The sequence below is a fragment of the Nodularia harveyana UHCC-0300 genome (assembly GCF_034931085.1).
GTDB classification, from domain to species: Bacteria; Cyanobacteriota; Cyanobacteriia; order Cyanobacteriales; family Nostocaceae; genus Nodularia; species Nodularia harveyana.
The window spans coordinates 106,495-129,775 of sequence record NZ_JAYGHG010000006.1; the positions used below are offsets into that span (position 1 = coordinate 106,495).

Below are 23,281 nucleotides of genomic sequence, written 5' to 3' on the forward strand. Positions count from 1 at the left end.
ATATCCCTAATTTTATTAATTATTTGAAACCCAGTAATTTTGCTTGGCATCAGCAATAAATCGGGACTTTTGGGTTGTAGTATTGGGTAAACCACGGCCAGATTGGCCAGCATTGACCGCCTGCCACCAAGGAGATTTCATGGTAGTAGTGGGGCGAATTATTGGCTGTTGCTTGGTTGCCATATATAGCAAGGATGATAAAACCATACTATTGGTGCTGCTGCTAAAACCAAGGGCAGTTTTTCCAGTTTTTTCATAAAATCCCTCATAAAACCCCAGCAGAGGACGATATAAGTCGGTGGTGGACTGGAATAACTGTTGGGCATAACTATCTTCTGGCAGCATGGCATAATAGGCAAATGCTACTGCTGTACTGACTAATCGCTCTTTTTGTAAAGGTTTCCCGTCATCACCTAAAGCTAACCAAGGTTCTTGTGGAGTAGTGATTGTACTGTGAATTATGTATGGTTGCTGTGCGATTACAGTCGTACCCGCAGCTGTGAGGGTTTTAGTACGAAGATAGCGTTGATTTTGCGCTTGGAAGATGTTGGTAAACAGCGATCGCATTTGCGGATCTAGACCAAATTCTAAGCCATACAATAAGAAGGGATTGCTGACTGTATATTGATTGACCTGGGAATTACTATCTTTGCTGATCCGTTGAATTGGCACTTCTACCCCTTCAACCCTAGCAGTTTGATACTCACCGCCCACAGCAGAACCCTGAACATCAAAGCCCCACAGTTGAAAAGCCCGTGCAGCATACTCTTCATAGCCTAAGCGGGTTTCTAGATTGACACGAGGAAGCGATCGCCCTTGTTGATCTTTCACCACAGTTGCACTGGCAAGTCTACCGTGATTCACTATTCGCAAATAAGACCAATCCAGGACAATTTGATCAACAGCTTTAGTGTACTCTGGATGACAAGTCTTTAAATTATACAATGCAGCTAATATTCTACCGACATCTGAAGCTGACCAGCCATCACCTTCTGGTGTGGGATTACCACCATAATCTATGGGTTCTAGGGTACGCGGGTCATAACCCCGATGGGGTAGTTCTCCCATAAATAAAGGCATCTGAGTTAAAGCTGCCAATAATTGCCGGGTGCGTTGGTCAAATTCTTGTGCAGAAATAACATCAAGTTTCTGTACTGCGTGTAAGGCACTGAGATAATTTCCTAATCCCCAAACTGTTGTACCTTTAATATCCTGGCGATCGCTCACCAAACCAGTTGTAGACTCATCATTAGCAGTAAAATATGCCCAAGCAGCTTCAGCATAACGCCGTTGCACACCTGTGAGGGGTTCAGTAATTACCGGACAAGATGATGGCTGGGGTTTACCTACCGGTGGTATGGGTGCAACTGTGACTGCTACAGGACTTGGATTTACTGCGGTGGTTGTAGGAGTCTCCACTGAGAGAGTCGGGGGAGTTTGTGGAGTCTGTGGAGTCGAGGGAGTCGAGGGAGTCGAGGGAGTCGGTGGAGTTTGTGGAGTCCGTGGAGTTTGTGGAGTCGAGGGAGTCTGTGGAGGTGAAGATGATTTAAAACTCGCAAAAGAGACATTATTACTGCCAATCAAAGGGCGATTTCCCCTGGCTTTGTAGTATAAAATCTCCATCATTAACCCATTAGTATTACCAGTTAGAGCTTTATTTGGTTGTTGGGTTTCCTCATACAGTCCCGCGTAGAAACCACCCCCATCAGGACTGCGTAAATCCTTAGCAGCATCAAAAAGTTTTTGGGCATAAACATTATTAGGAAACAGATAATGCCAGCCAAATGCCGCCTTAGAACTCAAACTTCTAAACTGTGGAAACAGCTTATTCTCTTCGGTAATTGTTGCCCAGGAAACACCATTAGCATAAACAGTATTATAGAGAAAATAAGGAGGTTCCTCAATGTTATCTTCAGAAACAGCAGTCAACTGTCCAGTAGCTTCAAAACGTCGTTTTTGTGCTTCTAAAACTCTGGCAGAAAAATCTTCTAAATATCCCACTAAACCAAATTCAATGCCATCTAAAATATAAGATTCACTCACTACATAATTGTTGGCATTGGTGGTTTGAAAATCACGAGTATCAACAGGAATTTGTACACCATTAATATCTACAAATTTAAATGGTTCTAAAGCGATGGCTTTTGGGGCTTTAAATCCCCACAATTCATAACCCCTGGCAGCATATTCTTCATAACCTAGTCGTCCTTCTTGGACTAACAAAGTTGTTTTATCGGGAAGAACTGTAGCCCCAAATATTTGATCATCTTGCAGCGATCGCCCGATTTGCCATTTAGTCACAATCCCCTGTAGCCAATCATTATATTCGGGGTGACAGGTGCGAATAACGTGAAATGCAGCTAATAAACGCCCAATATCTAAAGCAGACCAGCCAATTCCTCTTTCTACAGGATTATTACCATAATCAACCATGTCACCAGTGGCGGTGTTATAAACTTTATTCGGTAAAGCGTCCTCAAATAGCTTCAGGTTAATCAGGGATGTGAGAAAAGGATTTAGCCGGGAATCAAAGTCAGACTGATCAATTAAATTTAACCAGCGTGCAGCGTTTAAAGCCATGAGATAATTACCCATATCCCAGAGTGTCCCCGAAGGATAGCCACCTGTAGAATTGGTAAATCCGGTTTCCGGTTGGTAGTTATTAACGAAATATTGCCAAGCGGCGCTGGCGTAGGTTTGTTCCTCTGGGGTGAGGGGATTGGTGATAGTGCTACAGCTGTTGCTGCTGGCAGTTTGAGCTATAGTTACCTTGGGGATATAAATTAAAAATTGCAGCAATGTTCCACAGAGGAATAATGCTATGAGTAAGAAGATTTTTTGGGGAATATATTTTAGGAAGGAAATCTTCATCAATTGATTAAACCTCTGGATTTATCGGCGGATATCGACGGTTAATTATTCTGATAAACCTGCCCAAACAGTGAGGGGTTTTCCTACTTTTTTATAGAGGAGGCTAGAGAGGATCACGCCGTTGTTGTTGGCGGTGAGGCTGGTGTTCGGTTCCCGCAGAGATTCATAGTAGCCGTTATACAAGCCATTATCAGATTGTAGATTTGTTTCGATAAAATCAGCAAGTTTACGGGTGTACTCCGTGTTGTATAGTACATTCCAGCCAATGGCAGCTTTACTACTGACAAATCGTAAGTTCTGATGTTCTTCGCGGGTATCTGTAATTGCTACCCAAGGTTTACCATTCACAAATAAGGTGTTGTAAACGAAGTAGGGTGGACGGTCTAGGTTGTCTTCGGTGACTGCTGTTAATTGTCCGGTGGCTCGATAACGGGCTTCTTGGGCTGCTAAGATGCGATCGGCGAAAACTTTTGGTAAAGATTGAAATCCGGTTTCAATGCCATCTAATATAAATGGTTCGCTGAGGACGTAGTTATTAGCTTCTGATGTGTCATAGTCTCGTTTATCGTAGGGTATGCCTTGGCCGTAAAGATTGGCGTAGCCTGTATTGGCTTTATATTCTAAGGCGGCTGTGACATTTAAACCCCAGAGTTTCAGACCATAGGCGGCATAGTTTCCGTAACCTAAGCGTCCTTCCTGGTTATATTGTTCTTTACCTTTGATGACGCTGGTTCCATACATTTCACCTTTGCTGGTGAGGCGTTTGACATTCCAATGTTTCCAAACTTTTTCGGTTTGTGGTTGCAGTTCGGGATATTTTGTCCCGACTATTTTTAACCAAATTGCCATCCGTCCTAGATCAATGGCTGACCACCCAATTTCTCCACGTTTCTCTAGTTGTCCATAGTCAACGGGGAGGAGAGTTTTGGAGTTGTAAACTTTGTTGGGGAGTTCTTTGTTATACAGGGGCATAGTTGCTAAAGTCTGCAACATTGTCTCCATTTTTTTCTCAAATTCTGACGCAGATACAATATCCAATTCCTTGGCGCTGACTAAAGCCGCCATTGCAGCTGCTTGATCCCAGATGGTTACAGCCGGAAAGCCATCCACGGAATTGGCTAAACCTGTGTTATCGTTCCAGTTGCGTTCAAAATATGACCAAGCTTGACGGGCGATCGCCATTTCTGCTGGGGTGAGTTCTCCGACATTAGGCGCTACATAGGGTATTGCAGAGATTTTAAGTTCTTTGGGGTTAACGGGATCGCCTGGTAAAACTAAAGATTCCGCGTCAAGTTTCGCCAGTTTTTGGGGATCAATTTCTGTTGTTTTCACTACAGAACCCTCTTCAGTGCTGACAACATTTTTCTGATTTCTGAGATTCGCAGACCAGGAATTTAGCGCTAAGATGGCGATCGCTGCTGTGGCTATTCCTCCTACAGTAGTTAGTATAGATAAGCCTTTTGGTGGTGGTTCAAAATCTGAGCTCATTTTTTTATGTTAGTTAATATACTGTTTTACAAATAATAACAATTTCATCCTGAACTGCAAGCAAATATAAAGTTATACAAATTGAGATGAGGATTTATCAAGATCCTAAAATTTCAGCCGCAGTTGTCCTGATAGGCCGTTGTTATTGTAGGCGCTTTCACCGGTATCTTGATTGCGAACATTACTAAATATATAGCCCAAGTCTAATTCTGCACTCGGTGCAAGTTTAGTTGTACACCTTGTTCCATAAGTATTAGCCTGATCGAATTTTCCATTAAGTCGCTGTTGTCCCACTGTGAAAGTAAACCGACAGCGTAAGCCATCAAATAAATTTTTTTCCCAAACCAACTCGGCATTATAAACTATAAAATCTGGTGGGGAAAAATACCCACTCTGTTGTTCTACATTATTTGTATAGTTCCACGTAAACAAGTTAGCAGCTACAGAGAATTTACCTAATTTGCGTTCTAATCTGCTAAAAGATTGTTGTTCAGAATTACCATCGTTATAAATACCCCAACGGTATAAAGCAAACAAGCTAGTTTTTTGGTCAATCTGCCAGAATAAATTTGGACCAAATCGCCAAACTGTAATTTGATTATCTAAAGTTTCCACATTAAATTTATAAAGACCTTGTTCTATATTTCCTGATATTGCCACTAGTGATGTTAACTTACCATCTGGGGAAACCTTGGGAGGGGAAATAGGCGCTTCGACTTTAGCATTAAAGTTAATCGCTGTGGGTAAACGATTAAATATATCTATTCCTGCTGCTGTTTCTAGAGTCACGTCTCCAATTTTTCCAGACCAGCCTACTTGTAAGGGAATATTTGTAATTGTCTCAATCTCCGATTTTTTAAAGGTATTGAAACCTGTCTTTAAGCTGATTAAATTCCCATTTTCTAAGCGAAATTCAGCCGTTGGTTCGATAATTTGATTAGTTTGTCCAAAATTATCACTATCGTTCCGAAAATCTATTTGGATATTTTCCAAAATAGCAAAGGGCTTGAGAGGTTCAGTGGATATTGGCGGTGGCGTTATTTTCGGTGGCGGTGGTGGCGGTGGTGGTGGTAATTTGAGGCTGGGATTAAAATTTTCTGGTGCGGCTAGTAAAATTGGGTTTAATGATTCGGGAATCAGATCAGATTTTTCGAGTTCAGTTACTGGAGTAATTCTTCCCTGGAAATCTCCCTTGGGATGACTATGATTATTTAGGTTATTTTCTTCTAGGCTAATCACCGAAATCACTGGTTCCGCCTTAGCTTGATTCATCCATAACATTCCTAAACCAAAGCTATAGATAATTACCCTGAAAGGGGTTAAGTATTTGTACTTGATTATACTAAAAAAGATATACGCCATAAATTAATATACCTCTGATATATAGTAGAAAAAAATCTTGAAGTTGGCTAATGACATAGGTTTTGTGATTTATTTTCATCTTAACCTCCTATTTGCTGTAGGTTAAAATTGATCATAATATATTGCAAATTTTGAGTAGTGATCTATACTTGGTAATGAGTAATAACTTCGTTGCCTAACTCACAATATAACGGGTGGATCTCAAATGATTTTAAAATCTGCGTTGTATGTCATAAATAGTCAGCAAGTCTTGGTTAATTTTACAGAGACAATAAGAAATTAGTTAATCAAAGTCATGGCTAGTTTGATCGCAAAGATAAACATCAAATATTGTGACTTAATTTCTCGTTAAATATGAATATAATGCTGTTATCTTCATAAGATAAATTGAGCAAGTGATAAACAGCAAACAGTTAACTTGTTAGTTTTATTTCAGGTGCAATATGTCTTCACTTTCTATGATGAATGAAGTAGAAAAATCTTTTGGTAATAGTCGTTCTACACTCAAAAAAAGAACGCTACTGTTTCGCTATTTAGCAGAAATAAATTTAATTTTTGGGGCTTGGTATTTGCATTGGCGTATTGGTAATTCCATTAACTTCGATGCACTGTGGCTTTCTATTCCCTTATTATTAGCAGAAATTTATAGTTATTGTGGCGGAGTGATGTTTGTCATTGGACTTTGGCGGCCGCTAGTCAGACAAACTAAATCCCTAGACCAACTAGCACCAGCCATACCTACCTCTGAGTGGCCGAGTGTAGATGTATTTGTGACCTGCTACAACGAACCACCAGAAATTGTCGAAGTAACAGCGAGAGATGCTTTGGCAATGGATTATCCTACCATCAAGTTACGCGTTTATATCCTCGATGATGGTAATTCTGAGCAAATGCGAATTATGTCAGAGAGATTATGTATTGAAGATTTACAATCACCATTATTACAACAAGAAGCTAGCCGAATTGATGCTGAACGTTCTACTCTAGTAGAGCATCTTGAAAAATTAAATAATTTGGAACCAGATGTGAAAGCTGCTGAAGAATGGTTACAAAACTATTCTGATTTAACCGATAACTCTACAAAATTTTTAAACACTCTGCGACAATTTATTTTATGGTTAAATCTGCCGCATATAAGTAATAGTGATGCTAATAATACTATACAAAAACGTTTAACTATAGAGCAACACCGATTACAATCAGCCATTTCCCAAAAAGAGTCAGAACTAGCTGATCTTCCTCGTTTACGCTATATTGCTAGACCTAAAAAATCAGGAATAGCACATCATGCGAAAGCAGGTAATCTAAATTATGCAATTTTTTCTGGGGAAACTGTAGGGGACTTTATCTTGACTCTAGATGCAGATCATATTCCTAAACCCCAATTTATCAAGCGAGTTTTACCATATTTTTACACTTACAATTTATTTACAGGAAACTACGAATCAAACAAAATTGCTTTTGTCCAAACACCCCAAGATTTTTATAATATTCCCCCAGGAGATCCTTTTGGTCATCGCGCCAATTTATTTTATGGACCGCTACAACAGGGTAAAGATGGGATGAATTCAGCTTTCTACACAGGAACAAATGCAGTATTAAGAAGAGAAGCATTAATTAGTGTAGGATTACAATATTTTGCTGACGAATACGCCAAAGACGAAAAGCGTTTAGATGAATTTGAGTTAATTGGTGGTGTATCCAGCAACAGTATTACTGAGGATATGAATACAGCTATGCGCTTACATGGTGCTGGCTGGAAATCTATTTATCACCATGAATTGTTAGCGGAAGGTTTAGCACCTGATGATTTAAGTTCTACATTAAAACAGAGATTACGTTGGGCGCAAGGAACTATACAAGTATTAGTGAGAGAAAATCCTCTGACAAAAATGGGACTCAGCTTTTGGCAAAAGTTGCAATATTTCCAAACCATGTATAGCTATTTTTCCGGGTTTGCAACTTTTATATTGATAATGTGTCCCATCATCTATTTTTTCACAGGAATTATCCCAGTGAAAACATTTGGACCTGATTTTGCTTTACACTTCTTACCCGCTTTTATCATCAATCGCTTGACATTTCTCGCCGCTAGTTGGGGGATTCCTGCGAGGGAAGTATGGCGTTCAGAACAATATGCGATCGCCTTATTTCCTTTATTAATCCAAGCGGTATGGAGTGTACTTTCAGGACGGCCAATCAAATTCCAAGTTACACCCAAGCAGCGCCAATCAGGAATATATCTCCGGCTGATTTGGCCTCAGTTAGTTGTCTTTAGCCTGACTATTTTAGGGATGATTTGGAGTCTGTTGCGGTTTGCAACTGGGGCTTTAGATAATCCTTGGGTTTATTTGCTAAATGGTGCTTGGGCTTTCTATAACTTATCATTAATTTGGGCAATCATTAATGCCGCTATTTGGCAACCAAAACCTAATTCCTCGGTTTGACGTAAGTAATTAATAAAGCTTCATAAAGCTTGCTTTTTGAGAAATCGAATGTAAAAATTAGATTATATCTAATAACTGAATTTAAAGGTAAACTCTATGAATCCCACAGTCAAGGTTATTGAACCTTCAGGAATTTTAAATGCAATTAATGGCAATGAAATCCGCCGTGAAATTACTTACCTGATCTCCACAGGTGCTGATATTGTGTTAATTGACTTTGAAAATGTCAATTTTATTGATAGTTCAGGTTTAGGCGCTTTAGTTGCCTCTATGCAAGCTGTAAAACAAGAGAATGGTGAATTGTTTATTTGCTCAGTTAATGCTCAGGTAAAGATGATTTTTGAATTAACAAAAATGGATAGACTTTTTAAAGTTTTTGCTAATAGAGATGAATTTAATACTCAAGTTTTAGCAACACAATAATTTATTTGTCTCACCCATTGGGGGTAGAGATGAGAATAGTATTCTCTCTGTAGAATCTCTAACTCAAAAGGAAGGTAAGAAAATTATTCTCTAACTAAAGGTAATTTTAAGTAGAGATAAATCATCATCAAAATTAGTACAGTGATTGAGACTTTTAATCTGTGCTAATATTTCCTGAAGATGACATTTACTGGTATAATTACAGTGGATTAATAAGTTGATAAAAGCATCTAAGCCCCAAATTTGACCATTTGGTTGTAGCACTTCATAAGCGCCGTCACTAAATAAGTATAAGGTGCTATCTTTGGCAATGTCTACAGTATTCACGGCAAAATCAATATCAGAGATAAAACCAATGGGCAAATCTAAAGAATTTAGCATTTTGATATCTGTAGCATCTTTACCTAGCAGTAGAGCGGGTGGATGTCCAGCATTAGCATAAATTAATCGCTGTTCAAGACGATTGAAAACTGCATAGAAAATTGTAAAATACTTGTTACCATGATTCGTCATTTGAAAACTATGATTAAGGGCTTTTAAAACTTCACTGGGATGACTAAAATTAGTATTGGGTAGAGATTGCGATCGCAAAACATTCAATACAGACATAGAAAGTAGGGCTGAACCCACCCCATGTCCAGAAACATCTAAAAGATAAAGAGCCAAATTATCACTATCAATCCAGTAATAATCAAAGCAATCTCCCCCTAACTGCGCCGAGGGGACAAACAAAGCCTCCGTAGTGACAGTACCGATAAGAGGTGATGGTAAGAGCGATCGCACATACTCAGCAGCTTCAGCTAACTCTGCTTCTAAATTTTCGTTTAGCTTCTTCAAAGCTAGCTGTTGATTTTTTAAATCCTGATTGAGTTGGTGTAACCTTAATCCTGCTCTTACCCGCGCCTTCAATTCATTCATTTCAATGGGCTTAGAAACAAATTCATCAGCGCCAGCATCTAACCCTTTAACGCGCTCCCCTTCTTCTCCTGGTGCTGCGCCCTTAGCAGTCAGCAAAATAAAAAAAGTTGTCGCTAAATTGGGATCTTTCTTAACTTGACGACAAACCTCTAATCCATCTATTTCTGACATCACCCAATCACAAATAATCAAAGCCGGATGTAATATTTTTGCCTGTGTAATTCCTTCTTTCCCATTGCTGGCTACAGTCGTCTCATACCCCTGATTTTGCAAGGTTCTTTTGAGAGCTAGACGTACTATAGGATCATCATCAATAATCAGTATTTTGAACATAGTTTTATGCTAACAGGTAATGTTTATCAAATATGAATAAATGAATATTTCATTGTTATTTTCTAAAATTTTTCTCTCTTCTAATCAATTTGATGAAATTAATTTCATCCTTATAAATAATCTACCTATAAAAGTTAGCTATGGTTTTCAACCCAGAACAAAAATTACAATATTTTACAACTGAAGTATGAATAAAAAAATTCATCTAACAGTTAAGACAGACCTCAATTATACATCTGAAGTATTATCATGGTTAGAGCCAATAAATCAACCTCCTCTGATTGACCAAAGTATCTGGTGGAAATGCCAAACATTGTTGATTGAAGGATTTACGAATATTGTGGAACACGCACACAAAAATCTACCTGTAGAAACTCCCATTGACTTAGAAGTTGTGCGGTTGTCTGACCAGATAGAGATTCGCATCTGGTCTTTGGGTGAAGCATTTGATGTGGAAGAGGAATTACGAACTAAACCTGAACTAGTAGATAATTTTCAAGAAAGAGGAAGGGGTTTAAAAATCATGTCATCAATAGCAGACGAATTTACTTATCATCCCACAGAGGATCATCGTTATTGTCTGTTATTTAAAATCAAGTATTAATTTTTGGGTATTTACGAGACTTATAAGACTTACGCATAATCTACGTTTTCTTGGCGTTCTTGGCGGTTAGATAAATCAAGATTTTTGGCAATTGTTGCGTAAGTCCTGACTTAATCAGAATGTGGACTAGGAACCTTCGGGTTATCCAATCGCCTAAGATTATTGCTTTTGTTGAAATACACCCACTAAAGAAAATCTAAAATGATTTCACAGTTATTTCTTAAGGTCATTTGCTGCTAAAAAAGCGGTAATTTTTTCGAGAAATTCTGCTAATTCTACTATTAATTCATTTGCACCACTGCATTCATGTTCATGACTCATTATCTCTAACTTTTCTGCCCCTTTTTGCATAGATATAGCTCCGATGTTGGCGCTGGAACCTTTAAGATGATGTGCTTCTCGCGCCAGTTGTAGAAAATTATTGGTAGCAATTGCAGTTTGGCTGGCTTCTAAATGTAATTGGCTATCTTCAACAAATATTTGTAATAATTCCCATTCAAATTCTTGATTATTTTCCGAGAGTTGATGTAGATGTTCCCAATCAATTTCTAGCTCAATCTCAATATTTGGTGTACATATTACTTGGCTCCAATGTTTTAGTATGGCTGCCAATTTGTCTTTTTTTACTGGTTTACTCAAATAATCATTCATACCAGCATCTAGACATTGTTGTTCATCTTCTTTCATAGCATTAGCTGTCATAGCAATTATTACGGGTTGCTGAATAAGATGAGAACGAATTTTTTTGGTGGTTTCTAAACCATCTAAAATAGGCATTTGATAATCCATGAGAATTAAATCATAGGTCACTGTTTCTAGTAGCTGTAAAACTTCCTGACCATTACCAGCAATATCAGCTTTATAACCTAAATTTTGCAGTTGCTTCAGGGCAACTTTTTGATTTACTAGATTATCTTCTGCTATCAAAATTCTCAATTTGGATTCAGTAACAGCAGTTTCCCGAATAGTTGTTTGCTGAATTTTACTAGGATTTGGTTGCTCTGCCAAGATATTCATAATTATATCCAGTAGCCGAGATGCTTTAACAGGTTTGACTAAATAACTGTCAAATCCTATAGTTAGGGCTTTTTGAACTTCTTCTCTTTGATTAGTAGAAGTCAACATAATTATGGGAATATCGGCAATGAGAGAATTTGCTTTAATTTGTGTTCCCAGAGTTAAACCATCTACCTCCGGCATTTGCATATCAATCAAAGCTAGATCATAAAGTATTCCTTTTTCAGCAGCAGTTTGTAAAGTATTGAGGGCTTCAGCAGCACTGGCGGCTGTGTCCACCTCCATTCCCCAACGGGTAGCTTGATGATAGATAATTTTACGGTTGGTAGCATTATCATCCACCACTAACAAGCGCCGATGGGTGAGAATTTCGCAGTTTTGTGCAGGAGAAATAGTCTGAGACTGCTTAGTGAAAGTTAGTTCAAACCAAAATTCAGATCCTTTTCCTAGCTCACTGTTCACTCCTATTTTTCCACCCATCAAATTAACTAACTGGTGACAAATAGCGAGTCCCAAACCTGTACCACCGTACTTGCGAGTAATGGAAGCATCTACCTGGGTGAATGGCTTAAATAGTTTACTTTGATTTTCGGAGGAAATACCGTTACCTGTATCTGTGACGGAAAATTTGATTTTAGCTGTATTTGAGGTTTGAGTTTGCATTTCGGCTCTGACGATAATTTCTCCTCTACTGGTAAATTTGATGCCATTACCAACTAAGTTCATTAAAATTTGTCGCAGCCGACTAGCATCACCTTGGAGATAAATGGGGACATGGCGATGAATAAAGCCAGCAATTTCTAATCCTCGTTTATGGGCTTGGGGTGCTAATAATTCTAAAACTTCGTCTACACAGATAGATAAGTCAAAATCTAAATTTTCCAGAATCATTTCTCCGGCTTCTAGTTTTGACAAATCTAAAATTTCATTAATTAGGGATAAAAGAGCATCGCCACTAATGCGAATTGTCTCGGCAAAATCGCGCTGTTCTGGATTTAAATCAGTGTCTAATAATAAGCCAGTCATTCCCAAAACTGCATTCATGGGGGTGCGAATTTCATGACTCATATTGGCTAAAAAGGCGCTTTTGGCTTGAGAAGCTAGTTCGGCTCGCTCGCGGGCAATTTCTAATTCTTTTCTCTGGATTTGTTCTTCTTCTAATAACTTACCTTTAGCTAAAGCAATACCTATTTGATCAGCAAGCGATCGCAAAAGTTCAATTTCCCAATCTTTCCATTTTCGGGGATAATTACACTGGTGGGTAATGACAAATCCCCAAAGTTTATCTTCTAGGAAAATCGGGATAATCAGATTAGCTTTCACCTGAAAGTTTTCCAGTAATTCTTTATGGCAAGGCTCAATTTCAGCTTCTTCTATATTATGAATAATGCCGATTTCTCCTTGATAGTATTTTTGGAGATGATCATCTGTTAAACAGGTGTCAATAATATTTTGACCGATAATCACAGATAAGCCAGGAATTACAGCTTCTTTCATAGATGTTAAAGAATTATCGGATTCTAGTTGCGAGATCAGTACCCTGTCTGCTTGCAATAATTTTTGGACTTCTTCCACACTAGTTTGCAGGATTTCATCTATTTGTAAAGATTCCCGAATTTTCAAAGTGACATCAGCTAATAATTGCGATCGCAAGTTTTGCTGAGATACTTCTTCTTCGGCTTCCTTCCGTTTGATAAACTGACCGACTTGATTACCAATAGAGATCACAATGTTTAGCAAATCTGCATCTTGTGTCTGAATCTTCTTGGTGAAAAAAGTCATCACACCTATCGTAATGTTGCCACTACGAATGGGAAAACCAAAGGCGGCGTGTAATCCCACTTGAGCCGCAACGTCCATTCTCAGAAAACTTTCATCAGCACAGACATCAGTGATCCATATAGGTTCGCCACTAGCAAATACACGCCCTGGTAATCCTATTCCTATCGGAAAAATAGTTTTTCTGGTAGTTATTTCAAACTGTTCTAGTTCCGGGTCTACTCCATACCAAATATCCAGACAGCGCAAAACATTTGCTTGCTGATCTAGCATCCAAATTTCACCCCAATCCCATGCTAAACTCTGGCAGATACCTGACAAAATACGTTGTGTAGCTTTCTCAATGGTGACAGATTTTGCTAAAGCTTTGCTAGTGGCATATTGAGCTGCTAAATGTTTTTCTGCTTGCTTGCGATCGGTGATATCAATTCCAGTGCCAATAATATACTCAACTTTCCCTTGCTCGTCCTTGAGGTTAGCATTATTCCAAGCAATTAAGCGCCGATTACCATCTTTTGTTAACCAGTAATTTTCGTAGCCTTTTAATTCCTGACCATGACCTACTTGCTCGAAGGTAGCTTTAACTGTTTCCATTTCTTCGGGAATTAAAAGTAAGTCCCAAAAATGTCTATTACTCACCTCATTAAATGAGTAACCTGTTGTTTGCTCACAAGCTTTATTAAAGCTAATAATTCTTCCTTGTGTATCCAGAGCTATGACTAAAACAGAGGCTGTATCTACTATAGCTGCAATAAAGTTACGTTCTTTTTTTAATAATTCCTCTGTACGTGTGCGCTCAGTAACTTCTTGATAAATTTGGTAGTAGACAACAGCCAAAATCAGAAAACATAAACAAATGGCGATCGCTATTGTGATAATGCTATTACGTCTGCTGATGCTTGCGGCTAAAGACTGTTCTTGTAGCTGTTGTTCTTCTAATTGCTGTATTTCAGTAACCAACTCGCGGATATTATCCATGAGTTTTTTACCTTGATTAGTCTGGATTACCTCCAAAGTGACATCAAATCCCTGCTTTTCCCTTAACTCAATATTTGCCTGAATTGCTGCAAACCTTTGTACTATTAAGGTTTCTAAAGGGGGAATTTTGCTTTGTTCATCTGGTTCATTGACTGTTAATTTTTTAAATCTTTCAAGCTGTTCAGCAACCCGAGGAACTGCCCATTGATAAGGTTCTAAATAAGACGGATTACCTGTGAGAATATAACCACGCTGTGCTGTTTCCGCATCTGTCATCAGGGAAACTATTTTTTCCTGAATATTGATTTTTTCTAAAGTTTCTTGCTGTTGGTCACTAATTCGCAGATAGGTTTTTGTATTCTGATAGGAAATAAAACCAATGAGGATGAGAATGGCTGATGCTAACCCCAATCCGCCACCAATCTTTTTAAAAAAATTAACCCGGGATTTCTTTGATTTTTGACGCTCCTGATTAACAAGTAATAAACTGGTTATATTCCGTCGTAGTTCCAGTTCCTTAATAACTTGATTACCTAAAATGCGTAAAGAATCTATTTGTTCCTCGGTGAGATCTCGTGGTACTTGGTCAATGACACAAAGGGTTCCCAAACTGTGTCCTTCAACATTGGTCAAAGGTACGCCCGCATAAAACCGGATATTAGGATCTGAGGTGACTAATGGGTTAGTGGCAAATCGTTCATCAGTGCTAGCATCAGGAACAATAAAAACATCTTTTTGCAAAATTGCATGAGCGCAAAAAGCTAGATCACGGTGGGTTTCTAATGCGTCTAAACCCACTTTAGATTTAAACCATTGACGATTAGTATCAATCAAACTCACCAAGGCGATGGGTGTACCGCAAATATACGAAGCTAAACGAGTCAGTTGATCAAAAGACTCTTCAGGTTGAGTATCAAGGACTTTATACTCTAAAAGTGCCTCAATTCTCTCGGCTTCGTCATCAGGTAATGGTGCTTTCATGGGTGTGATGGGAAGTTAATCAGATGGTATCTATTGATATTCATCATGATACACAAAATTCAGTATTTCAGAAAAATGAATTAATATGAGCTATTTTTTAATACAGCGTTAAAACTCCCAAATTTACATTTTTTTCAAAGGCTTGGATATCCTCTAAATGCGATCGCAAAATGTCTTCAATCTGATTTGTTGAACAATTTCCACGACGAATCCAGACGACTTTAGGTGGAAATCCTCGCAAAATGCTTAACTCATTAAAATCAGCATCTCTCGTTACAACAGTAAATCCACCTTGTCGCGCATACTTCCATACAACTAGATCATCTGCTTGATCCAAGCCTAAGAAAAAAAGATGCAGAGAGTTGGGGTAAAGATTAGCCAGTCGATCTACTAACCGAGGTGATAAATTATGGTCAAAAAGTAACTTCATGCTGGCATTGTCAGCATTTGCTTTTCTCTATCTGCTGCATAGCTGAGGCAAGCCAAAATATCTTCTTGTGTCAAATAAGGAAAATCATTCAGTATTTCCTCGTTCGTCATGCCAGATGCAAGATAAGATAAAACGTCATATACAGTAATTCGCATTCCTCTGATACAAGGTTTACCACTTCGTTTTCCTGCTTCAATAGTAATAATGTTTTTATACTGCATTTCGTTTAAAGCTAGACTTATTCTTCTACTCTAGCGAGAAATTTCTCTATCAGCAAAGTCTTGAACTACTTCAATAATATCACTTGTTATTGAACTAATTTCAATCAATATGATTGCTCTACTATGGCTTGAATAATAGATGGGTCATATTTAACGACGTGGATAATTCTCCTTTTTGATGATATTTGTAGAGATAATTTTCAAAAATTTTAGTCTGATCATCGAATATTAATGTATACTTTTCCACATCAATCAAATATACTGCAAATTTTACTTAATTTATCTAAAAATCCTCATCATCCACAAAAAACTCAGCATCGTCGTCAAATGTCGGTTTATCCCCAGAATCGGCAATCCGCCAGAGAGGTTGGATGATGGCCATGGCGATTAAACCGATACCGGCACAAAAGGCTAGCATTAAACCGACTGGGATTTGAATTGATTGAAATGTGAGGAATTTTAAAGATACAGGTGTAGCATTTTGAACTGAGATGATGGCGATCGCAATTACCCAAAGAGCCAGTATTAAAGATATTAAAATAGGAATAAAAGTTTTAATCATAGAATAGGGAATGGGGAAGAATTATCCCCTCTCTGAGTTACGAGAGGGGTTGAGATCAGATGTTCTTATGCTTTGAGTTTACCTATGGAATTTTCCATTTCTTGAGCAACTTTGGCGAGTTTCTCAGAGGAATTGGTTTCCATGTAAACGCGCACTAGGGGTTCTGTACCGGAAGGACGCAGTAAAATCCAGCTACCTTCTTCTAAATACAATTTAATCCCATCTTTGCGTCCCACTTCTTTAACTTTAATCCCTGCTACCTCTGCGGGGGGATTGTTAGTAAAGGAGTCGATGACAGCCGTTTTGTGTGCTTCTGTCAGGTGTAAATCCAGACGGTTATTGTAAAGCGGTCCATCAGCTTCGGCGATCGCTTCTTGCACCAATTGACTTAGGGGTTTACCTTCATAGGCGATCGCTTCAGCCACCAGCATATCCGCCAAAATGCCATCTTTTTCGGGAATATGACCAATGACACTTAAACCGCCTGATTCTTCACCGCCAATTAATACGGTAGTTTCCCGCATTTTCTGACCAATGTATTTAAAACCAACGGCTGTTTCATAAATTGGCAAGTTATGTTTAGCAGCGAAATTATCCAAGAGGTGAGTTGTCGCCACAGTTCTGACGATTGCGCCACTTTTACCTTTGTTTTTAATTAAATGGCGTGCTAACAATAGCAGCACAGTATTAGGGGTGAGAACATTTCCTAATTCATCCACTACCCCAAAGCGATCGCTATCACCATCTGTAGCCAAGCCTAAATCAGCTTGATCGGCTTTGACTGCCTCCACTAACCCCACCAGTTGTTCTCCCTTGGGTTCAGGCATTCCACCGCCAAATAGCACATCGCGCTTAGTGTTAAAACTTTCTACTTCACAGCCGCACTCTTCCAAAACTTCATCTAAATAGCCGCGAGAGGTAGAATAGAGAGCATCGTACTTTACCTTTAAATTCGCACTCTTGATCCGTTCTACATCCAATAGGGTGTAGATGAATTTCATATACTCTGGTTTGGGATCAAATATGGAAATTTTATCAACAGGACTAGTGCTAGGCAGTGCATCCGATGCACTCTCAATGTTTGCCACAATCGTATCAGTAATTTCCGGGGTGGCAGGTCCGGCATAATCAGGGATATATTTAATCCCACAGTAAGGTGCTGGATTATGGCTAGCGGTAAACATCAAAGCCCCTGCGGAATTTAATAGCCGGGCATTGTAGGCAATTACAGGTGTCGGACAATCCCGATTAGTAATTTTCACAGTCCAACCCAAGTCTGCCAAGACCTCAGCTGCTGTTTGGGCGAACTGGTCAGCTAAAAACCTAGTATCGTAGGCAATCAGAACTGGTCTATCTTTTGTGTAGGCTGTTTCGAGGTAACTTGCGATCGCCCTGGTGACTTTCCGGACATTAGGGAAAGTAAAATCATCAGCTATGATTCCTCTCCAACCATCAGTACCAAATTTTATCTTGCTGGAATTGCTACTAGCGCTCATGTTTACTATTTTCTCCCGGATAACTTCAATACTATAGGAAGCTTCCCCTAAAGCGTGCGTAGCCGCAAGTCTCCCTCAACGTATTTTTTCTCACTGATATTGAGCAATGTCAATTTTATATCGACCTTTTGCCAGTTATCACCTTTGGTCTTTAGTCGCCCCAGCCGCAGGAAAAGAACATTGGCATTGCCAGATGAGAAGGGGGTTTATTAAAGCACGTCAACACGAACCACAAGTGAAAGCGTTGTTAGGTAAAGCTACTCCACCCCAGAGAATTGGTATCCTCGCCCAAAAAGGCATTTATGAGTTTCATCGTCATAGACATTTATTAAAACAACCAGACGGTGTAGACCAAGTTGCTAAACTTCTCAAGTTAAACACCTCAACTCAGAAAGTACAACACCGAGTGCGGCAAATTTTGCAAAAATATCATAAGTCCCCTTTACTTTTAAATAAACATATTATCCAATTAACACCGGGGGATGAAGGCTTTCCCAAACCAATTTTTGTCCAAAATCAAGATGTTAACTTCCGTTTATATGCAGCTATGGACTGTATTTTTCGGGAAGCTGACCGCACTTTGCACATTTTAGATTTTAAAACTGGGAAATCTGCCTTTGACCGCAGACAAGCATTAGTTTATTTACTAGCGGCGCGTTATCTTTATCCTGGCATCAAAGCTGTAGCATCATTTTATAATTTAGAAATGTCTCAAGGATCAGAATTAATTAGGATTAATAATCGGGAATTAGAAACTTTAAAATTACATTTAGCCAATATTGCCCACAAGCATCAAAAAGATTTACAAAAATATCACGAAAAAACCAGTAATTTTAGTCAAATTTTTCCACCAAATCCTGGTAAACACTGCCATTTTTGCCCATTTAATAGTATTTGTAAGTTTTCCCAAAAACCACCTAATTCACGCCCATTACCGGGAATAGGGAATAGACTTAAAAATAGCTAATTACTCCTGTTTAATCATTTGTTTTTGTACCTCATGAACCTACAATTCGCTGTATTGTCTTGATTTTCACCTAAATTTATCGTCCTACCTGAGATCAAAAGTGTTGAATCCTGTTACGAAACTTTATACCCTGATATAAGGTAGTCTTGTCAAGGTTAAAAATGTCAACATTTACGTATAAGTAAAAATATTTACCAAAATAATACGGAATATTTTGATCTGACTGAAAATCATATAAAAAATGCTTAGAGTTTGGTATGATGTATAGCCTGGATGTTTCAATAGTGTGTTAGTAGTTAATTTTTATGGAGGAATTAAAATTAAAGTTTGCTGATTTATTTGCTGGTATTGGAGGTTTTAGATTAGCTTTTGAAAAAGCTGAATATCAGTGTGTATTCTCTTGCGAGATTGATAAGGCGTGTCAAGAGGTTTATTTTAATAATTTCGGAGACAAGACCGAATCTGATATTAGAAAAATTGATTTAAACAATCTACCTTATTTTGATGTATTAACGGCTGGCTTTCCTTGTCAACCTTTTAGTATTTGCGGACATAGAAAAGGTTTTCATGATACTAGGGGTACTTTATTTTTTCATATTTGCGAAATTATTGAGCATATTCATCCTCCAGTAGTTATTCTAGAAAATGTTAAGCACATATTACATCACGACCAAGGTAGAACATTAGAAGTAATACTCTATTCTTTAGAAGATATGGGTTATTTAGTTAATTACGAAATAGTTAACTCTAGAGATTTTGGACTACCACAAAATAGAGAAAGAGTAATATTTGTGGCGACAAAAACCAGAAAATTTAATTTTGATAGCCTGACAAAATCTGAAATAGTTCCTAAATTGAGAGAATTTTTGTGTACTTCAGGAAAATTTGAATACCTCAATACTACAGAATACACGATGATAGATAACCCTAAACAGCAATCATCAGGTTTGATTTTTGTAGGATATCGAAATAAAAGTATTTGGAAAACAGGTGTTAGACCAAACACAGAACATTTATCACGGGTTCATCATCAACCAAATCGAATTTATTCTATAGAAGGAGTACATCCAACAATACCTTCTCAAGAGACTTCAGGACGATTTTTTATTTATATACCTGAAGAAAATGCAGTCCGTAAATTAACACTTAGAGAGTGTTATAAAATTATGGGTTTTCCTGAAAATTTCAAAACCCATAGAAATTTAGCAGAGTGCTATAAACAAATAGGTAACTCTGTATCTATACCAGTAATCTATGAACTGGCGAATCAAATTAAAAAACAAATTTTTTCATATCAAGATATTTAAGGATAAATATTATATTTCATTAAAAATGAATCATAAAGAAAAACTCATACAGACTTATCAAAGTCTATCTGAATTAGAAATCAATCAAATTCAATTACCACATAAATATCAAGACTATATTGTAGAGATTAGTAATAAATGCTTTGCTAGAAAAGCCGTATATACGGTACTAATTACTCTTTTAGTACATAAGATTTTATATCCATCTCAAGATATTAGATACCATCAAGTTGATCTACCAGGCGGTTTTTCAGGAAGAACTATAGATACAAAATATATTACTCCTACATTAACAGAGTTAGGTTTACCTGCAATGGCTGAAAGTGGTTGGTTAACTCGTTCTTTAGAACAACCTTACCCTTATACTTTAAATTATGAAGGAAATATTACTCCTAAGTCTCTAAAATTAGCATTTCTCAATATTATTGATTTTGTACAGATACATCCTGAACAAGCAGAAAATATTTTAAAATTGCTTCTGAAATTGGTAAAATCGGCTAAGGATAATAATTTGGTAGAAATAATTAAATTAAGTAATCCAGAAAAATTAGACTTAAAAAGTTTAGTAAATGCTTTAGATGAGCATTTTAATTATAAATATAAAACTGATGGTGGCTCAAAGTTACCTGTTATTGCTTTTTATGCTATTTATCAAATTTTAGTTCAGGAAATATCTAGATATAATTCCTGCATACTGAGAAAATTAGGAAGTCATACGGCTTCTGACAGAACTTCTAACACTGCTGGAGATATTGAAATTATTGATAAAAATGATCAGCTTATTGAAGCTATAGAAATTAAATATGGACAAGAAATCACTCTACAAATGGTTTACCAGGCAAAAAATAAAATTATCAAACATAATCCCCGAAGATACTACATTTTTGCCTCAAAGGATGTTAATCAACTAGAAGTGGATCAGATTAATGAACTTATTAAGGAAATTTCATCAGAGCATGGATGCCAAGTAATTATTAATGGGATTATTCCGACAATTAAATATTATTTGAGGTTAATCATGTCTATCACGGATTTTATTGATTTATATTCACAATTGATAGAGTCGGATAAGGAAATGCAAAAAATTCACAAAGATAAATGGAATGAAATTCTAGCTAAATTAATGAATCAATGAAATTTAAACTACTCAATTGGGATGGAAATAATCGTAAATTTCTTGGGCTAATCTTGTCCCAATCCCTGGAACCTCTGCTAGTTGTGCTGGTGTGGCTTGTCTGATATAATCGACGGAGCGAAAATGCCCTAAAAGCTGCTTTTGACGATGATGTCCTAAACCCGGAATTTCATCTAAACGCGATCGCTTGAAATTATCACTACGCTGCTGACGATGGAAACTCACAGCAAATCGATGGGCTTCATCTCTTAACCTGCGTAATAACTGCACTCCTGGTTGTTCTGCGTCAGTTTCTAAAGGTTGGGTTTCTCCCGGTAAAAAAATCTCTTCTCGCTGCTTCGCTAAACTCACAACCCGCAAATCTGCTAATAAATTCATCTCCTGCAAAACACCCACCACCGCAGATAACTGACCCTTACCGCCATCAATCATAATTAAATCCGGCCAGTCAACATTTCCCACCCTGGTTAATTCTGGATCTTCGCTATACTTGCGAAACCGCCTCTGGATAACTTCCGCTAAACTAGCAAAATCATCGGAATGTCCGGTGGTGACTGTGGGATTTTTAATTTTATAGTGGCGATAGTGCTGTTTACCGGGTAAACCATCAATAAACACAACTTGGGAAGCGACAGCATTAGAACCCTGAATGTGAGAAATATCATAACCTTCGATTCTGTGGGGTAAATCGGGTAAATCCAGAATAGTGGTTAAATCTTGCAATGCTTCATGGTTGCGATTCTGGAGTTTTTGCATTCTTTGCAATTCATACTCAGCATTTCGCTCTACCATCTCGATCAATTCTGCCTTAGTTTGGCGCTGGGGAGCTAAAATTGTGACTTTTCTACCCTTGCGTTGACTCAAGACATCTGCCAATATTTCGGCATCTGGTAACTCATACTGTACTAAAATCTCTGTGGGGATTTCCACTGCATCGGCAGTTTGATAGTGTGATTCTAAAACTCGTTGTAGAATTGCTCCAGGTTCAGCCTGACTATCGGCGATAAATCCTAAACGTCCGACTAATTGCCCAGCCCGAATCTGAAATAATTGAATACAAGCCCGTTCTTTGTCTTTTGCTAGTGCTAAAGCATCCCGCGAAACTGTATCATCCGGGAGGGAAACTTTTTGGTCAGCCGTTAAGGATTTTAACCCAGATATTTGGTCACGAACCCGCGCCGCTAATTCAAAGTTTAACTCCTGGGCTGCGTTTTGCATTTGATCTGTGAGAATATCTATTAATTCCTGAGTTCTTCCTTGAAATACCATTGCGACTTTCTGCACAGTTTGGCGGTATTCTGCTGGTGAAATTAGCTGCTGACACACACCAGGACAGCGACCTATGTCATAATTCAAGCAAGGACGGTCTTTAAACAATGGTTGCGGTCGTTGGCGTAATGCAAAGATGCGTTTAGATATGTGTAATATTTCTCTTAATAAACCTGTATCTGTATATGGTCCGTAAAATTTATCCTTGGCTTTACCTAATAGGCGTTTCCTGGTGATGAACAGGCGCGGATAGTCTTCTGACCAAGTTATACAAACGTAGGGATATTTTTTATCATCTTTGAGTAAGACGTTAAAATATGGCTGATGCTGCTTAATTAAGTTGGCTTCTAGGGCTAATGCTTCGGCTTCTGTGTCAGTGACAATAAACTCAATGTCTGTCACCTGTTGAACCATTGTGGCGATGCGATGGCTTTTGTGATTGCTATCTTGGAAGTAGGAACGGACACGCGATCGCAATTTTTTTGATTTACCTATATATATAATGCGATCTGTACTATCCCGCATGAAATAAACTCCGGGTTCCGGCGGAATTTCCGCGAGACGATTTTCTAGACGTTCTGGGTCTTTAATCAGTGGTAATGTTCGAGGAGATATTGTCACAATATAACTTAGGTAATCTTACAAATTTACCTATCCTTATTTTAAGAAAAATCAACTTTTTGTGTTGATTCC

General features: G+C 38.1%; 16 protein-coding genes. 6 read left to right on the top strand and 10 right to left on the bottom strand.

Going from position 1 to position 23,281, the window contains the following annotated elements:
- Positions 1 to 15 precede the first annotated feature (15 nt).
- From VB620_RS06200 to VB620_RS06210, 3 genes are all read right to left on the bottom strand, one after another.
- The gene (locus VB620_RS06200; protein WP_323195270.1) at positions 16 to 2,871 is read right to left on the bottom strand and encodes a DUF3131 domain-containing protein; all 2,856 of its coding nucleotides are present in this window, start codon (positions 2,869 to 2,871) and stop codon (positions 16 to 18) included.
- A gap of 45 nt (positions 2,872 to 2,916) precedes the next feature.
- The gene (locus VB620_RS06205; RefSeq protein ID WP_323195271.1) at positions 2,917 to 4,359 is read right to left on the bottom strand and encodes a DUF3131 domain-containing protein; all 1,443 of its coding nucleotides are present in this window, start codon (positions 4,357 to 4,359) and stop codon (positions 2,917 to 2,919) included.
- A 105-nt stretch (positions 4,360 to 4,464) separates the two neighbouring features.
- Positions 4,465 to 5,721 carry a hypothetical protein gene (locus tag VB620_RS06210; protein ID WP_323195272.1) on the bottom strand — a complete coding sequence of 419 codons (1,257 nt, stop codon included), beginning with the start codon at positions 5,719 to 5,721 and terminating at the stop codon, positions 4,465 to 4,467.
- 443 nt (positions 5,722 to 6,164) lie between these two features.
- Between VB620_RS06210 and VB620_RS06215 the strand changes: the two genes are divergently transcribed.
- Both VB620_RS06215 and VB620_RS06220 read left to right on the top strand, forming a co-directional pair.
- A complete protein-coding gene (locus VB620_RS06215) occupies positions 6,165 to 8,168 on the top strand; it encodes a glycosyltransferase family 2 protein (protein ID WP_323195273.1) in 2,004 nt (667 codons plus the stop codon).
- Between the two features lie 96 nt (positions 8,169 to 8,264).
- Positions 8,265 to 8,591, top strand: coding sequence for an STAS domain-containing protein (locus tag VB620_RS06220; RefSeq protein ID WP_323195274.1), 327 nt, complete (start codon positions 8,265 to 8,267; stop codon positions 8,589 to 8,591).
- A 90-nt stretch (positions 8,592 to 8,681) separates the two neighbouring features.
- On the opposite strand, the gene VB620_RS06225 is transcribed toward VB620_RS06220, so the two are convergent.
- Complete coding sequence (locus VB620_RS06225; RefSeq protein WP_323195275.1) at positions 8,682 to 9,842, bottom strand: SpoIIE family protein phosphatase; 1,161 nt, start codon at positions 9,840 to 9,842, stop codon at positions 8,682 to 8,684.
- 187 nt (positions 9,843 to 10,029) lie between these two features.
- Here VB620_RS06225 and VB620_RS06230 point away from each other — a divergent pair, with 187 nt between their 5' ends.
- Positions 10,030 to 10,446 carry an ATP-binding protein gene (locus tag VB620_RS06230; RefSeq protein WP_323195276.1) on the top strand — a complete coding sequence of 139 codons (417 nt, stop codon included), beginning with the start codon at positions 10,030 to 10,032 and terminating at the stop codon, positions 10,444 to 10,446.
- A gap of 213 nt (positions 10,447 to 10,659) precedes the next feature.
- Here the strand turns inward: VB620_RS06230 and VB620_RS06235 are convergent, their stop codons facing one another.
- From VB620_RS06235 to VB620_RS06255, 5 genes are all read right to left on the bottom strand, one after another.
- Positions 10,660 to 15,201: a GAF domain-containing protein gene (locus VB620_RS06235; protein ID WP_323195277.1), complete on the bottom strand. Its 4,542-nt coding sequence runs from the start codon at positions 15,199 to 15,201 to the stop codon at positions 10,660 to 10,662.
- A gap of 97 nt (positions 15,202 to 15,298) precedes the next feature.
- On the bottom strand, positions 15,299 to 15,631 hold the full coding sequence (locus tag VB620_RS06240) for a DUF5615 family PIN-like protein (RefSeq protein WP_323195278.1): 333 nt from the start codon (positions 15,629 to 15,631) through the stop codon (positions 15,299 to 15,301).
- Positions 15,628 to 15,852, bottom strand: coding sequence for a DUF433 domain-containing protein (locus VB620_RS06245; RefSeq protein ID WP_323195279.1), 225 nt, complete (start codon positions 15,850 to 15,852; stop codon positions 15,628 to 15,630). The genes VB620_RS06240 and VB620_RS06245 overlap by 4 nt, the downstream gene beginning before the upstream one ends.
- Positions 15,853 to 16,135: 283 nt before the next feature.
- Positions 16,136 to 16,411, bottom strand: coding sequence for a LapA family protein (locus tag VB620_RS06250; protein ID WP_323195329.1), 276 nt, complete (start codon positions 16,409 to 16,411; stop codon positions 16,136 to 16,138).
- 68 nt (positions 16,412 to 16,479) lie between these two features.
- A complete protein-coding gene (locus tag VB620_RS06255; RefSeq protein WP_323195280.1) occupies positions 16,480 to 17,910 on the bottom strand; it encodes a phosphoglucomutase/phosphomannomutase family protein in 1,431 nt (476 codons plus the stop codon).
- A gap of 106 nt (positions 17,911 to 18,016) precedes the next feature.
- Here VB620_RS06255 and VB620_RS06260 point away from each other — a divergent pair, with 106 nt between their 5' ends.
- The 3 genes from VB620_RS06260 to VB620_RS06270 all read left to right on the top strand — a co-directional run bounded on the left by VB620_RS06260 (position 18,017) and on the right by VB620_RS06270 (position 21,319).
- Complete coding sequence (locus VB620_RS06260) at positions 18,017 to 18,877, top strand: PD-(D/E)XK nuclease family protein (RefSeq protein ID WP_323195281.1); 861 nt, start codon at positions 18,017 to 18,019, stop codon at positions 18,875 to 18,877.
- Between the two features lie 305 nt (positions 18,878 to 19,182).
- A complete protein-coding gene (locus VB620_RS06265) occupies positions 19,183 to 20,184 on the top strand; it encodes a DNA cytosine methyltransferase (RefSeq protein ID WP_323195282.1) in 1,002 nt (333 codons plus the stop codon).
- 25 nt (positions 20,185 to 20,209) lie between these two features.
- Entirely contained in the window at positions 20,210 to 21,319 is a 1,110-nt protein-coding gene (locus VB620_RS06270; protein ID WP_323195283.1) for a hypothetical protein, read from the top strand.
- Positions 21,320 to 21,331: 12 nt separating this feature from the next.
- Here the strand turns inward: VB620_RS06270 and uvrC are convergent, their stop codons facing one another.
- Complete coding sequence (uvrC, locus tag VB620_RS06275; RefSeq protein WP_323195284.1) at positions 21,332 to 23,209, bottom strand: excinuclease ABC subunit UvrC; 1,878 nt, start codon at positions 23,207 to 23,209, stop codon at positions 21,332 to 21,334.
- Positions 23,210 to 23,281: the final 72 nt, after the last annotated feature.